Below are 13,104 nucleotides of genomic sequence, written 5' to 3'. Positions count from 1 at the left end.
CCCCGTCCGGATCGGTTCGGGATCAGTCGGGCTCGACGAGCGGATCGACGACTTCGACGAAGGAGAGGCTGCCGATCCGGTCGGCGGCATCGCGGCTCGCGCCGATCGTGACCGGATCCGGATAGGCGCCGTGCACCACCATCGCGCCGGCCGCCTTCAACTCCCTGGCGAATGTGGCGGGCTCGTCGACTGCGACGCCCGCGAGACCACCGCCGGGGTCGGCGTCGATCAACGGAGCGAATCGAACTCGGAAGACGCCGGTCGCTGACTGCTGCACGTTTCCTCCTTGAAACTGCGCGATGTGGACTCACCCGAAAGGGACATACCATCGCCAGTCTCACCCAAACCCGCGGCGCGGCCCGCAGGACACGCCACCGGCGTCAGTTGGGCGGGAACTCCCCGTTGACGGTCAGCTCGCCGTCGGCGGACAGGTAGTACACGACCAGGTTCACGCCCTGCGGGCAGCACAGCGGGTCCTCCTCGCGCGGCCAGCGGTATTCGACCGACACCGTCGCGACGGACTTGTCGATCACGGTGGTGTACGAGTAGGGCTCCTTCGAACCCGTCCCCAGGTACCGGCCCTCGGTGAAGAACAACAGGTGCACGCCCGGGTGTATCCCCTCCCCCCACTCCACCGCCACATAGGACAGCAAGTCCTCGCACCCGTCGGAGATCGGATCCTTGCTCGCCTCTCGGATACGCCACGTCGTACCTTCGGGGGGCGTCTCCAATCCGGCGATCGCCGAGGCGACCAGCTCGGATGTCGGGTCCAGGCACAGACCGTTCCCGCTGCCGTCCGGTGCTCCCGGTGCGGTGACCGGCGCGGTTGCGGCCGGGCTCGTCGCGCCACCCGGGTCGCCGTCCGGTGGGGCCGGGCTGGCGGGAGCGGGAGTCTGCGACTGGTTCGGCGCGTCGTCGCCCGACTGCCCCGCCGCCGGTTCGGGCACTCCGCTCGGAACCGCGATGCTGCTCGGCAGCGTGACCGACTGGTCGTCGCCGTCGCAGCCCGTGAGCAGGCCTGCGGCTGCGGCGATCGCCGCCAGGACCGAAAGTTTGACGTTCATGCGCACCCCTCCGTCGATCGTCCCGGCGTCGCGGACCTGCGCCGACGAGCCTCACCGAGACCTGAATGTGACGAATTATGTTGTCCCCCAACCGATGGGGATATCGGGGCCGGTCCGGCATGTGTTAATCGCAGCCCGCCGCCCGCGCGTGTCGCGACGGCCGTGACCGAATCTAGATCGAATATGGATCGAATGCGAGTTAGCGTGGGAGGTGTGCCGCCAGCGCAGATGAGACGCGGCCACACAGAGATCCACGTCCGAGAGCACAGCACCGACAACCGCGTGACCGGTTACGACGGCTCTTCTCGACCGCCCTCGTGACCACTGGTCACGCCGAGGAGTAGCCATGCATCGTGGAACCGCGGCCCTGCTCACAGCCACGCCGTTCGCGGCCCTGTGCCTGCTGAGCGCCCCTCACGCGGCCGCTGAAACCGCATCCTGTCCGGCACCGGGCGCGAACTCGGTCAGCGTCACCGCAGCCGACGCCGGGTGCTCGGCGACCAGCGCGGGCGGCGCCGCGGCCGCCTACGGATTCGGCGGCGACGCGTCGGCCCAGGCGAGTGCGACCAGCCTGTCGCTGGCCATCGCCCAGAACGGCGGCATCGCGACTTCCGCCGCCACCCCATGGTCCGGTCCCGCGGCCATCGCGCTCGGCCCCGGTGCGACGGTGACCACCGACGGCGTGCGGCCCGGACTCGCGATCGGGATCGCAGGTCCCGGCGCCACGGTGACGGTCACGGGTACCTCGACGCCGACCTGCACCGGCGGCATGGGATTCGCGGGCGATTTCCAGACCTTCCAAGGGTGCCTGTCGCTGGGCTGAGCGGACCACCCGAGAATCCGGCCCCGAATTCCGTTGGAGCACCCATGAACGCACCGCTCGGGTTCGATCGGCTACAGCAGCGCGTCGCCGCCATCGCGCCGTCCGTCCGGCAACCGCTGGACTCCCCCTACAAGATCTCCGACGAGTTGTTCGCCGCCCTGCGTCACGTCCTGCACGACGTCGGCGGACAACCCGACCTCCCGGTCGAATTTCTGGAGAAGGAGGAAGAAGCCTGGGAGATGAACACCTACGTCACGTGTGAATGCCTGGGCTGGCGCGGGGTGTGGAACTCCGAGGAGCGCAGGCGCGCCGAGAACGATCTCGGCGCGACACTGTATTTCGGCTTGCCCTACTACGCGCGCTGGGTGACCGTGGCGGCGAAGACCCTCGTCGCCAAGGGGCACATCACCCCGGACGAACTGTCGGCGAAGATCGACGAGGTCCGCGCCAGATCGGGAGGATCGCGATGACGACCGATCCCGTACAAGCGCACCGCAGATTCCGCCGCGGTGACCGGGTGACCGTCCGGCAGGCCACCAGCATGTTCCACACGCGCACGCAGGCCTACACCCGCGGCCACACCGGCGTCGTCGTGGACTACCGGCCGGAATGGGTTATTCCGGAAGACGAGGCGTGGGGGCGCGACGACGGTCGCGTCGAACCGTTCTACGTGGTGCGGTTCCGGCAGACGGAGCTGTGGCCCGCCTACACCGGCTGCCCGGGCGACACCCTCGAGACCGAGGTCTCCGAACGCTGGCTCGAGCCCGCCACCGACGCCGAGCCCGCGCAGCAGTCCTGATCCATCCAGCAGCACGAATCCGCCGAGGAGGACGAAATCCGTTGAGCCACGATCACGATCACGACGCGCACGCCCCGATCCAGACCGGTGAGCAGATCAGCGAGTTCGAGGTGTTGGAGACGGCGATCCGCGAACTGGCCATCGAGAAGGGCCTGTTCTCCCGGGAAGACCACCGCAGGTTCTCCGAGTGGGCCGAGGCGGTGGGCCCGCACGGCGGGTCGCGGCTCGTCGCACGCGCCTGGCTCGACCCGGATTTCAAAGCGCGTCTGCTCGCCGACGGCACCGAGACGTGCAAGGAGATCGGCATCGACTGGCGCGACCCGACCGGCTCGGGCACCCCGAGCGACTACACCTACTTCTACGTCCTCGAGAACACCCCGCAGGTGCACAACGTGATCGTGTGCACCCTGTGCTCGTGCTATCCGCGCCCGGTGCTCGGCATGTCGCCCGACTGGTACCGGACACCGAACTACCGCAGGCGCCTGGTCCGCTGGCCGCGCGAGGTGCTCGCCGAGTTCGGCCTGCGCTTCCCGCCGGAAGTCGAGGTGCGGGTTCACGATTCGAACCAGAAGTCCCGCTTCATGGTGATGCCGATGCGCCCGGCGGGCACCGAGGGCTGGACCGAGGATCAGCTCGCCGCGATCGTCACCCGCGACACCATGATCGGCGTCGCGCTCCCCCAGGTCGACTGGACCGCGGCCAAGCCACCGGATCAGGCCGACGACGCGATGCGACGGGAGGCCCGCTCGTGACCGGACCCTACGACGTCCTGCTGAGCACGCTGCCTGCCGGCGCCACCCGCGAGGCCGGCTTGCCCGACCTGGATCGCAGGCCCGATCCGTGGGAGTCGAGCATGCAGGCCACCTGTGAATGCCTGTCGTGGCGCGGCGCGCTCGACAATCTCGAGCGCCGGCATGCCGAAGACGCCCTCGGCGAGACCATCTACCGCGATTTCCCGGTACGCGCCCGCTCGGCCGTCGTCACCGCGCACGAGTTGCTCGAGCGCGGAGTCATCAGCCCGGACGAACTGCGCGCGCGCATGGACATGGTGCGCGACCGGTTCCTTCGCGAATAGTCCTGCACGAATGGTCCGTTCGGCCGTGTGCGAGCCCTGTCGTCGAGGCAGGACTCGCACACGGTGCGCGACGAGTCCCTAGGGTGGGGCATGGGAGGCGGTCGGCACAACCGCCTTCTCCTCCGATCGACGAGAAGAACGTAGGTGACGGCGAATGCCGAAGATCGTCCTGTTCGGGGCCACCGGATACACCGGCCGCCTCACCGCGCAGGCACTGACCGCGCGGGGCGCCGCCCCGGTCCTGGCCGGCCGCAACGCCGACGCGCTGCAGAAGCTGGCCGCCGACCTCGGTGGCGCGGAGACCGCGGTCGCCGATGTGACCGATCCCGGCTCCGTGCGCGCGCTGCTCGGCCGCGGCGATGTGCTGGTGACGACGGTCGGGCCGTTCCTGCGATTCGGCGGGCCCGCGCTGGAGGCCGCCGTCGCCACGGGTGCGCATTACTTCGACTCCACCGGGGAGGGGCCGTTCATCCGCACGGTCTTCGACCACGACGAACGCGCCCGCGCGGCGGGCTCCGGCCTGCTGACGGCGTTCGGATTCGATTACGTCCCCGGCAATCTGGCCGGTGGGCTCGCGCTGCGCGAGGCACCGGAGGCCGTGCGGGCGGATATCGGCTACTTCATGGCCGCCCCCGGCACCAGCGGCGGCACCCGTGCCTCCATGGCGGGCATGCTGTTCGAACGCGGCTTCGCCCTGCGCGGCGGGCAGGTCGTTGCGGAGCGGACGGGCGCGCATCTGCACACCTTCGACATCGACGGCCGTCCGCATACCGGGGTGACGGTCCCCGGGTCGGAGCACTTCGCCCTGACCCGCTCCTATCCTCGTCTGCGCGAAGTCGGCGTCTATCTGGGCGTTCCCGTGGCTGCCGCCGCACGAGGCATGCAGGTCGCGACGCTGCTCACCGATACCCTGACCCGAGTCGAACCGGTGAAACGGCTCGCCGAGAGCGCGCTGGCTCGCGTCGTGCAGGGATCGACCGGCGGGCCGAGCCCGGAATCGCGTGCTCGCACCCGGTCCTGGGCGGTCGCGGAGGCCTCCGATGCCGACGGCCGCGTCCTGGCGTCGGTGACACTCAGCGGCGGCGATCCCTACTCCTTCACCGCCGCCATCCTGGCCTGGGGCGCGCACACCGCGCTCGACGGCGGTCTGCGCGGCACGGGCGCACTCGGCCCCGTCGACGCCTTCGGCCTCGACGCACTCACCGCGGCCGCGGAGGCGGCCGGCCTGCGCCGGTAGCCCGGCGATCGGAGCGAGCCGAGGTCCGGATCGGCGACCCCGCACCGGTATCCGTCCGGCCCGGGGTTCTCCAGGACGAATCGCGCGCCCGCGCCCGCGTCCGCGGCCCGGCAGGACCACCGCCCGGCAGGCCCCGAACCGCAGGGCCCCGAACGGGCAGCGGCCACGCCGTCGATCACGCGCGACCGAGCAGGCCGGCCGCCAGGGTGCGGCCCAGGCGCAGCGGCTCGACCGAGTGCTCGAGTTTCGAGCCCGCCAGCGCGCCGTCGTAGATCAACTGGATCCGCTGCGCCAGCGCCCGCGGTTCGGCGAGGCCGCATTCGGTGAGCAGATCGGTGAGTGTGTCGCGCAGCCATTCGCGATGCGCGACCACCGGGGCGAGCGTCTCGTCGGGGAATTCCGTTGCTGCGTTGGCATATTGGCAGCCGCGGAAGCCCTTGCCGGGCGCGGAGGCCAGTGCGAGGTCGAAGAAGGCCAGCACCCGGTCGCCCGGATCCGGCAAGTCGGCGACCGCGCTCTCCCAGCGGTCGCGGTCGCGGCGGTCGATGTGCTCGAGGTAGGCCAGCACGAGCGCGTCCTTGGAGCCGTAACCGGAGTACAGGCTGGCGCGCGCCACCCCAGCTTCGGCCAGCACACGGTCGATGCCGACGGCACGGATGCCGTGCTGGGCGAAGAGGGTGGTCGCGGTGTCGAGCAGGCGCTGCGCGGGGCTCGGTTTGCTCCGGGGCGCGGCCGCCGCGGGTTCCGTCGACGTGGTCACGTCACCACCATAACCGCATCCCGGCATAGACAGATCGTTCTATCTATGGGTATGGTGTGCCCGTGACCCGCAGTACTCTGACTCGCCGCCTGCACGTGGATCTCGTGCGCGTGGCCACCGCTGCCTGTCGCCCCCAGCGCTGACCTTCTTCTCCTCGCGCTGCGCCCGTCCCTCGCCGTGACCGGTGGGACAGGCACGTCACCCGGTCCCGGAATTCGTATCCGGGCCGCGGTCTGTTCTGGAATCCGTTCTGCGAAAGGTATTTCCGCATGTCCCTGTACCTGTACGAGCTCGTGCCCGCGATCGACGCGAGCAAGGCGATCGACGAACTGGCCCGCCGTTTCGGCGAGGCAGGCGGCGAACTGATCGAGGCCCAGGTCACCGGTGACGCCGGACGGATCTTCGCGGTCGCGGAGTTCGAGGCCTGCCGCGGTCCGGAGATCCCTTCCGACGGCGCGCTCGGCGAGGTCGACGGCCCGCACGAGGTCCGCCTGGTCGGCGCCGAACTGGCCCAGCTCAAGGCCGCCCGCCCGGCGGCCGGCTACCTGGTGGAGTGGGACATTCCGGCCGGCATCGACATGCCGACCTACCTGGCCCGCAAGAAGGCCAACTCCCCCAAGTACGCCGATGTGCCCGAGGTCGACTTCCTGCGCACCTATGTCCGTGAGGACATGGACAAGTGCCTGTGTTTCTACGACGCCCCCGACGAGGCGGCCGTGCGCCGGGCCCGCGAGGCCGTCAGCACCCCGATCGACCGGCTGCACCCGCTGGCGAACCCCCAGTCGTAACCCGTAGCACCCCACTCCCGCCCGCCCCGACCAGAGGGAACCGACCGCTGTGACTGCTTGCTCGACCGCCGCCACCCCTGTCCGCGGCGATGCCCTCGTCCCCGGCGACGCCACCGCGCTCGCGGAGGCCACCGCCTTCGTACGGGACCGCGCCGCCGCCCTGGACAGAGGCGAGACCGACGTCCGCGTCGACATCGCCGAACTCGGCCGCCTCGGCCTGCTCGGGATCGGGCTGGGCGAGCGCGAGATCGGCGGAATCGTCACCGTGGTCGAACAGGTGGCGGGCGAGAGCCTGACCGTCGCCTTCTCGCTGTGGGCGCAGCGCATGACCATCGAGTACGTCGCGCGCGCCCCGGAGCCGGTGCGGTCGGCGCATCTCGACGAACTGGTGTCCGGGCGGCGGATCGGCGTCACCGCGATGGCGGCGGCGCTCAAGCACCTGGCCGGACTCGGCGACCTGCCGTTGGTGGGTGCGCCGGGCCCGGACGGGCACCGGATCAGCGGCCCGATCGCCTGGGCCTCCAACGTCTTTCCCGAAGCGCTGATCGTCTTCCCCTTCCGGGACGAGAACGGGCGCGGGCATGTGGCCTGTACCGGCGCGGACAGTCCCGGTGTCGCGGTCGCGCCGTGCCCGGAGCTGCTCGCGCTCGGCGCCACCTCCTCGACCTCGCTGCGCTTCACCGATGTGGTGATCTCCGGCGACCGGGTGATCACGCCCGATCTGCCGCACTTCTGTTCGTCCATCCGCTCGACCTTCCTGCTGTTGCAGTCGGCGTTCTGCGTCGGCATCGCCCGCCGTGCGCTGGCCGAGTCCGAAGCACTGTTGCACGGACTCGGCGAACAGTTCCGTGCGGATTTCGACGCGCTGGCGAGCGCGCGCGACGACGTGCGGGCACGCCTGCACACCCATGCCGCCGCCCCCGCCGGAGTCGGCGGGGCGGCACTGCTGAGCGTCCGGCTGGACGCCGCCCGGCTCGCCGTCGAGGCCACCCGGCTCGAGTTCGCCCTGCGCGGCGGAGCCGGTTATGCCACCTCGGGCGCCACCAATCGTCGGTTCCGGGAAGCCGCCTTCCTGCCGATCCAATCTCCTTCGGAAGGGCAATTGCGATGGGAACTCTCGCAGTACAGATAACGGGCGGACGCAAGTCCTTTCCCGGGCGCGGCGAGCCGGTGCTCGGCGGGATCGATCTCGCGGTCACCGCGGGTGAGACGCTGGCCGTGCTCGGCGCCAGCGGCAGCGGCAAGTCCACCCTGCTGCGGGTGCTGGCCGGACTCGACCACCTCGACGGGGGCAGCATCGACTGGGACGGGCAGACCGTTCCGCCCGCCACCGGCACGGTCTTCCAGCAGCCGCTGCTCATGCCGTGGCTGACCGTGCGCGACAACATTCTGTTCGGCGGCCGGTTCGCCCGCCACCGCGACGGCTTCGACCCGCAGCACGCCCTCGGCCTGCTCGAGCACTTCGGCCTCGGCGAACTCGCCGCCCGCTACCCCGACCAGCTCTCCGGCGGGCAGGCCCAGCGCATCGCGGTGATCCGCGCCGCGGCGGTGCGGCCCCGGCTGCTGCTGCTGGACGAGCCGTTCAGCGCGCTCGATCCGGCCGTGCGCGCCGACCTGCAGGACTGGCTGCGCACCCTGGTCGCCGAATTGTCCTGCACCACGGTCCTGGTCACCCACGACGTCGACGAGGCGCTGCGGCTGGCCGACCGGATCGTGCTCATCGGTCCCGGCGCGTCGGTGCGCGAGGACGTGCGGGTGACCGGCGAGGAGTCGGTGAGCGTGCGCGAGCGCATCGTCGCCGGTTACCGCGAGACGGTGGTGCCCGCGTGAGCGGACTGTCCCGGCGCGCCCTGCTGTGCGGGTGCGCCGGACTGGTCGCCGCGGGTGGCGTCGCGGGCATCGCCGATCTGGCGCGCGCGGCGAGCACCGACCGCGCCAACACCGCCGAGACGCTGCGCATCGGCTACCTGCCGATCACCGACGCCTCGCCCCTGCTGATCGCCCACGGCGCGAACACCGTCGCCCCCGGCACCCTGGCCGCGGGCAAGCCGGTGCTGTTCCGCAGCTGGGCGTCGCTGGCCGAGGCGTTCCTGACCCGCCAGGTCGACGTGGTGCATCTGCTCATGCCGATGGCGGTGCAGTTGAAATACAGCCTGGGCGCGGACGTCCGGGTGCTCGGCTGGAACCACACCAACGGCTCGGCGCTGACCGTCGCGCCGCACATCACCGAGCCCGAACAGTTGGCAGGTTCCCAGGTCGCCATTCCGGGCTGGTGGTCGATCCACAACATCATCGTCCAGCAGTACCTGCGCGAGAACGGGCTGCGACCGGTCATCCGCCGCGCCGCCGCCCGCGCCGATCGCACCGTGGAACTGGTCGTGATGAGCCCGTCGGACATGGTGCCCGCGCTGGCCAACGGCTCCATCGCCGGATTCACCGTGGCCGACCCGTTCAATGCCGCCGCGCAGGTGCGCGGGATCGGCCGCATCCACCGCTATCTCGGCGACCTGTGGCGCGACCACGCCTGCTGCGCGCTGGTCGTGCACCAGGATCTGCTCGACCGCCGCCCCGAGGCGGCCCAGGCGCTCACCGACGGCGTGGTCGCCGCGCAGGTGCGCATCGACGCCGACCGCACCGAGACCGCGAAAATGCTGTCGGCGAACTATCTTCCGCAGCCGCTGCCCGCGATCACCACCGCGCTCACCTATCCGAAGCCGCCGCCGGTGCGGCACGCGGACTGGAATCCGCAGCGCATCGGCTTCCAGCCGTTCCCCTTCCCGAGCTTCACCGCCGCGCTGATCGCCGCGATGCCGGGCACCCTCGTCGACGGCGACACCCGGTTCCTCGACCGGCTCGACCCGGCGCGCGTGCACGGCGAACTCGTCGACGACCGCTTCGTGCGCACCGCACTCGACCGGCTGGGCGGCCCCCGCGCCGTCGGCATACCGGACTCGCTGACCCGTACCGAGGAGATCGACCCATCGTGAGCACCATCACCACCTCCGGGCCGAGCCTGCCCGACGCGCCGCTGAATCCGGCCGGGCCCGTGCGCAAGCCGCGCCGTTCGGTGCTGCCCCGCGTCCTCGCCATCGTCGCGGCGCTGGCGATCTGGTGGCTGGTCACCAGCGTTCTCGCCGGCCAGGATTCGCTGCTGCGCGAGTTCGCACCCCAGCACGTGCCCGGCGCTCTGCACGCGCTCCACGACCGCGACGTGCTGCTACCCGATATCGCGGTCAGCCTGTGGCGCCTGCTGCTGGGTCTGCTGATCGCCGTGACCATCGGCGTCCCGCTCGGACTGCTGCTCGGACTGCACGCGGGGACCGAATACGCGGTAGCGCCCGTCGTGCAGTTCCTGCGGATGATCTCGCCGCTGTCGTGGGCGCCGATCGCGGTGGCCGTCTTCGGCATCGGCAATCAGCCGGTGGTGTTCCTGGTCGCCGCCGCCGCGGTGTGGCCGATCGTGCTGAACACCAGTGCGGGCGTGCGCGCCATCGATCCCGGTCTGGTGCTGGTGGCCCGCTCCTTCGGGGCGACCCGGCGTGAACAGCTGACCTCGGTGATCCTGCCCGCCGTACGCGGCCCCGTGCAGGCCGGTCTGCGGATCGCCCTCGGCATCGCCTGGGTCGTGCTGGTACCGGCCGAAATGCTCGGCGTGCGTTCCGGATTGGGCTACCAGATCCTCAATGCCCGCGACCAGCTCGCCTACGACCAGGTGATGGCGGTGATCGTCGTCATCGGCGCGCTCGGCTTCGTGCTCGACACGGTGGCCAAGGCCGTGCTCGACCGGAAGTAGCCGCCGCTCAGGACGCGCGGTGGCCGGTGTCGACCACCGCGCGGGCCGGCGCGATGGTGTGCGTCGGGCTCGCCCAGACCAGCGGGGTGCCCGTCGGGTCGGCCGAGTCGCCGCACCAGGCGCGCAGCCGGTCGCGCTGCCATGCGGTGAGTTCGGCGACGGGGTCGGCGCATTCGTGCGCGGCGTCGACCCGCAGGGCGAGTTCGGTGACCGGGCGGGCATCGGCGGCCACGCCGGGCAGCCTGCGGAACTCCCGGTCGGCGGGCAGCGTCCACCGGGTGGTGGTGACCAGGCCGGCTCCGGCGTGGATCATCGCAACGACCAGGCCGAAGGTCTCCTCGGCGCGGAAGTCGGCGTGGCCTTCGCAGACGATCATCGCCACCCGCGGCGGCATCGGCCAGAGTTCGTGGCCGCGCCGCGGTCCCGTACTGCCGTAGGAACGCCATACCGGCTCGTCGGCATTGACGGTGCCGAGGAACAGGTCCAGCGCCGCGAGCGGGCGGTGGTCACGCGGATCGACGCGCGCGATGCCGTCCGGACCGACCCGGCTCAGCGGGGTGGCTTCACCCCAGGTCTGCGCGGTGTCGGACAGGTGCAGCGCCGCCGACCCCGGTTCCTCCGACCGCGCCGACACATGTCCCAGATAGAACAGGCGTGAGCGCGGCACCGCGAGCGCGGCGCTGAGATCGTGGCGGGTCGAGGCTCTGATCGCGCTCGCCCGTTCGGCCCGGGGCACCCGGCCCGCGGCGGCGTGCTCGGACAGCCGGCGCAGGAACAGCAGCTGATCGGAGCGGTCCAGGACCGGTCCGTAGCCGACCGCACTGCGCGGCGTCGGCGGGTCGATGACCAGCAGCGCGGGACGCTCGCGCACCCGCTGCCACTCCTCGGGCAGCCGAGGACGTTCGGCGTGCACGGCGGCCGGGGGTTCGTGGACGAATTCGGCGACCTCGAGCAATCGCTGCCCGGCGGTGACGAACAGCAGCTCCCACGGGATGCGGGCCAGGCGTGGACTCGGCGTGAACCGGACCCGCACCCGGGCCGACGCGCGAGCGCGCGCGGCGATCTGCTCGCGCAGCCGCTGCGGGAACACGACATCGGTGAGCGCGGCCGACAGTGCCCGCTCCCCCGCCGGGGTGGCGAACGGACCGGAGATCAGCGCCCGGCGCACGCCCGCCTCGGCGGTCTCGCCCGGTAGCGCGGTGGGCAGGCCTGCGGCGAGCAGTTCGTCGGCCGCGCCGACCCGGGCAGCGGGCAGGACGGCGAATTCCGGGTGCGCCGGATCGTCGAGCCAGCGCCAGGACAGGTAGGTGTCGCCGGCATCGGTGGCCCGGACGAGGACGTCGACGGGGTCGGTCACCGGTCGGTCTCCGCATCGGGCGGGATCAGTTCGGTGAGGGTGAGCGGGTCGGCGGCGACCTCGGGGGCGCGCAGCGCGTCCAGGTAGGCCTGGACCGCGGAGTGCCGGGCGGTCAGCATGCCGCGCGGGTTCGCGTCCTCGATGCCGGGTTGCTCCAGCATGCCTGCCACGATGCCCTGGGCATCGAGCGCCGCCGATTCGGCGAGCAGGAGATGTTCCTCGCAGCGCAGCCGGGCTTCCGCCAGCTCCGGTTCCGGCGCGTCCGCGGGCACCGAGGCGAGGGTGACCAGCGCCGTCCGGTGCTGATTCCAGGCTTCGATCATCGCGCGGTCGACATCGACGAGTCCGCGTCCGACCGGGTCGGCCCGTAGGGCCGCGGGTGCGATATCGGCGGAGAACAATCCGAAATGCACGGTGCGCGAGTCTCTTCCGCCTGCGGGGAGTTCTGCGACGACAAGCCTGCCCTCGACCGTGGTCGCGGTGACCGCGAGCAGTGCGCCGGTCTCGCGGTCGGCGGCATAGGCGAGCAGGTCGGCGACCTCGCGGCACAGCGGGTCGACGCCGGCGGCGAGATGGGCGCCGAGCCGGAAGGCATCGGCGTCCGGAAGGTGCTCGACGCGGAGTTCGGGAGTGCGGGCGCCCTGCCAGGAGAGGATGCGCGGCGGCAATACGGTCGGGTCGAGGTGCACCTGGTCCACCTCGTTCTGCGGGATCTCGCCGCCGAGCGTCGCGGCGACCGGCACCGCACCGGGTGTATCGATATCGACGGACCAGCGTCGGACCGCGTCCAGCAGTGCCGCGACATCGACGATTTCGGCGTCGTCGAGCGCGGCGGTCAATTCGGCGGCTGCTCCGGTCAGTCCGTGCACAGCGGCGGCGGGCGTGGCCGTGCGCAGCAGCTCGACGGCCGAGGCGGACAGTTCGCCGTCGAGACAGCGTTCGCCGAGCTGCGCGAAGGCGTACTCGGCGTGCCGGAACAACCTTCCTGCCGCGACCAGTTCGCCGGTGGCGTGCTCGGCCACGGCGCGGTCGATCAGCAGCGCGCCGTGGTGGACCGGGCGCATCGTCCAGCGGGCGACCGCCGCGATCCTCGCGCGCTCGCGCCAGGGCTGCGTGAGATCGGGGCAGTCCAGGGCGTAGACGGCTTCGCCCCGCGTGCGCAATATCGTCACCAGATCGGCCAGTTCGGGATCGGCGAGCGCGGCGCCGAGCGGGTCGGGCGCGGCGCCCGGTTCGAGGGCCCAGGACAGCAATCGGTGTGGCGCCGCCGGGTCGATCCGCCCGGTGATCCCCGGCCCGAGCCGCAGGTCGACGGCGGGCACGGCGGCCGCACGCCCCGACCACCAGCTGATCTGTCCCCGATCGTCGATAACCAGGACCGCCTCGCCGGGGCCCGCGCTCACCGGGG

General features: G+C 71.6%; 17 protein-coding genes. 12 read left to right on the top strand and 5 right to left on the bottom strand.

Features of this window, described 5'->3' with window-relative positions; all coding sequences use genetic code 11:
* Positions 1–22: 22 nt before the first annotated feature.
* Both ON26_RS31000 and ON26_RS31980 read right to left on the bottom strand, forming a co-directional pair.
* On the bottom strand, positions 23–277 hold the full coding sequence (locus ON26_RS31000) for a hypothetical protein (protein WP_157172100.1): 255 nt from the start codon (positions 275–277) through the stop codon (positions 23–25).
* Positions 278–380: 103 nt separating this feature from the next.
* Positions 381–1,064 carry an LppP/LprE family lipoprotein gene (locus ON26_RS31980; RefSeq protein WP_051028021.1) on the bottom strand — a complete coding sequence of 228 codons (684 nt, stop codon included), beginning with the start codon at positions 1,062–1,064 and terminating at the stop codon, positions 381–383.
* Positions 1,065–1,410: 346 nt separating this feature from the next.
* On the opposite strand from ON26_RS31980, the gene ON26_RS30990 reads away from it, so the two are divergent.
* From ON26_RS30990 to ON26_RS30965, 6 genes are all read left to right on the top strand, one after another.
* A complete protein-coding gene (locus ON26_RS30990; RefSeq protein ID WP_051028018.1) occupies positions 1,411–1,887 on the top strand; it encodes a DUF6764 family protein in 477 nt (158 codons plus the stop codon).
* Between the two features lie 44 nt (positions 1,888–1,931).
* A complete protein-coding gene (locus tag ON26_RS34995; RefSeq protein ID WP_040801923.1) occupies positions 1,932–2,357 on the top strand; it encodes an SH3-like domain-containing protein in 426 nt (141 codons plus the stop codon).
* On the top strand, positions 2,354–2,686 hold the full coding sequence (locus ON26_RS34990) for an SH3-like domain-containing protein (RefSeq protein WP_040801921.1): 333 nt from the start codon (positions 2,354–2,356) through the stop codon (positions 2,684–2,686). The genes ON26_RS34995 and ON26_RS34990 overlap by 4 nt, the downstream gene beginning before the upstream one ends.
* 41 nt (positions 2,687–2,727) lie before the next feature.
* Entirely contained in the window at positions 2,728–3,438 is a 711-nt protein-coding gene (gene scnC / locus ON26_RS30975; RefSeq protein ID WP_040801919.1) for a thiocyanate hydrolase subunit gamma, read from the top strand.
* Positions 3,435–3,761, top strand: a complete 327-nt coding sequence (locus tag ON26_RS30970) for a hypothetical protein (RefSeq protein ID WP_040801917.1) — start codon at positions 3,435–3,437, stop codon at positions 3,759–3,761. The genes scnC and ON26_RS30970 overlap by 4 nt, the downstream gene beginning before the upstream one ends.
* A gap of 154 nt (positions 3,762–3,915) precedes the next feature.
* Positions 3,916–4,998 (top strand): saccharopine dehydrogenase family protein, encoded by a 1,083-nt coding sequence (locus ON26_RS30965; RefSeq protein WP_040801915.1) that lies wholly within the window; start codon positions 3,916–3,918, stop codon positions 4,996–4,998.
* A gap of 175 nt (positions 4,999–5,173) precedes the next feature.
* On the opposite strand, the gene ON26_RS30960 is transcribed toward ON26_RS30965, so the two are convergent.
* Positions 5,174–5,785, bottom strand: a complete 612-nt coding sequence (locus ON26_RS30960; RefSeq protein WP_040801913.1) for a TetR/AcrR family transcriptional regulator — start codon at positions 5,783–5,785, stop codon at positions 5,174–5,176.
* A gap of 29 nt (positions 5,786–5,814) precedes the next feature.
* On the opposite strand from ON26_RS30960, the gene ON26_RS35170 reads away from it, so the two are divergent.
* The 6 genes from ON26_RS35170 (at position 5,815) to ON26_RS30935 (ending at position 10,339) form a co-directional block, all read left to right on the top strand.
* Positions 5,815–5,901 carry a putative leader peptide gene (locus ON26_RS35170; RefSeq protein WP_373280979.1) on the top strand — a complete coding sequence of 29 codons (87 nt, stop codon included), beginning with the start codon at positions 5,815–5,817 and terminating at the stop codon, positions 5,899–5,901.
* Between the two features lie 126 nt (positions 5,902–6,027).
* Positions 6,028–6,546: a DUF4242 domain-containing protein gene (locus ON26_RS30955; protein WP_040801910.1), complete on the top strand. Its 519-nt coding sequence runs from the start codon at positions 6,028–6,030 to the stop codon at positions 6,544–6,546.
* 160 nt (positions 6,547–6,706) lie between these two features.
* The gene (locus ON26_RS30950; protein ID WP_245546139.1) at positions 6,707–7,678 is read left to right on the top strand and encodes an acyl-CoA dehydrogenase family protein; all 972 of its coding nucleotides are present in this window, start codon (positions 6,707–6,709) and stop codon (positions 7,676–7,678) included.
* Positions 7,654–8,376 (top strand): ABC transporter ATP-binding protein, encoded by a 723-nt coding sequence (locus ON26_RS30945; protein ID WP_040801908.1) that lies wholly within the window; start codon positions 7,654–7,656, stop codon positions 8,374–8,376. The genes ON26_RS30950 and ON26_RS30945 overlap by 25 nt, the downstream gene beginning before the upstream one ends.
* Positions 8,373–9,533, top strand: coding sequence for an ABC transporter substrate-binding protein (locus ON26_RS30940; RefSeq protein WP_040801906.1), 1,161 nt, complete (start codon positions 8,373–8,375; stop codon positions 9,531–9,533). The genes ON26_RS30945 and ON26_RS30940 overlap by 4 nt, the downstream gene beginning before the upstream one ends.
* A 41-nt stretch (positions 9,534–9,574) precedes the next feature.
* A complete protein-coding gene (locus ON26_RS30935; protein ID WP_051028065.1) occupies positions 9,575–10,339 on the top strand; it encodes an ABC transporter permease in 765 nt (254 codons plus the stop codon).
* Between the two features lie 7 nt (positions 10,340–10,346).
* Here the strand turns inward: ON26_RS30935 and ON26_RS30930 are convergent, their stop codons facing one another.
* Together ON26_RS30930 and ON26_RS30925 are read right to left on the bottom strand one after the other, a co-directional pair.
* Positions 10,347–11,696 carry a CHAT domain-containing protein gene (locus ON26_RS30930; RefSeq protein ID WP_040801904.1) on the bottom strand — a complete coding sequence of 450 codons (1,350 nt, stop codon included), beginning with the start codon at positions 11,694–11,696 and terminating at the stop codon, positions 10,347–10,349.
* On the bottom strand, positions 11,693–13,104 hold a 1,412-nt coding region (locus ON26_RS30925), incomplete at its 5' end, for a hypothetical protein (RefSeq protein ID WP_040801902.1). The genes ON26_RS30930 and ON26_RS30925, both read right to left, overlap by 4 nt.

This window comes from Nocardia higoensis NBRC 100133 (assembly GCF_000308595.1).
In the GTDB taxonomy this organism is placed as follows: domain Bacteria; phylum Actinomycetota; class Actinomycetes; order Mycobacteriales; family Mycobacteriaceae; genus Nocardia; species Nocardia higoensis.
Note: the sequence above shows the minus strand (reverse complement) of the source record. Positions and strands in the feature narration are given on the sequence as shown.

Bases quoted from the DNA above. Each gene is read 5' to 3' on its own strand.
- ON26_RS31980 (WP_051028021.1), bottom strand. From the start codon at position 1,064: ATGAACGTCAAACTTTCGGTCCTGGCGGCGATCGCCGCAGCCGCAGGC.
- ON26_RS30990 (WP_051028018.1), top strand. From the start codon at position 1,411: ATGCATCGTGGAACCGCGGCCCTGCTCACAGCCACGCCGTTCGCGGCC.
- ON26_RS34995 (WP_040801923.1), top strand. From the start codon at position 1,932: ATGAACGCACCGCTCGGGTTCGATCGGCTACAGCAGCGCGTCGCCGCC.
- ON26_RS34990 (WP_040801921.1), top strand. From the start codon at position 2,354: ATGACGACCGATCCCGTACAAGCGCACCGCAGATTCCGCCGCGGTGAC.
- ON26_RS30965 (WP_040801915.1), top strand. From the start codon at position 3,916: ATGCCGAAGATCGTCCTGTTCGGGGCCACCGGATACACCGGCCGCCTC.
- ON26_RS30960 (WP_040801913.1), bottom strand. From the start codon at position 5,785: ATGCCGGGATGCGGTTATGGTGGTGACGTGACCACGTCGACGGAACCC.
- ON26_RS30955 (WP_040801910.1), top strand. From the start codon at position 6,028: ATGTCCCTGTACCTGTACGAGCTCGTGCCCGCGATCGACGCGAGCAAG.
- ON26_RS30945 (WP_040801908.1), top strand. From the start codon at position 7,654: ATGGGAACTCTCGCAGTACAGATAACGGGCGGACGCAAGTCCTTTCCC.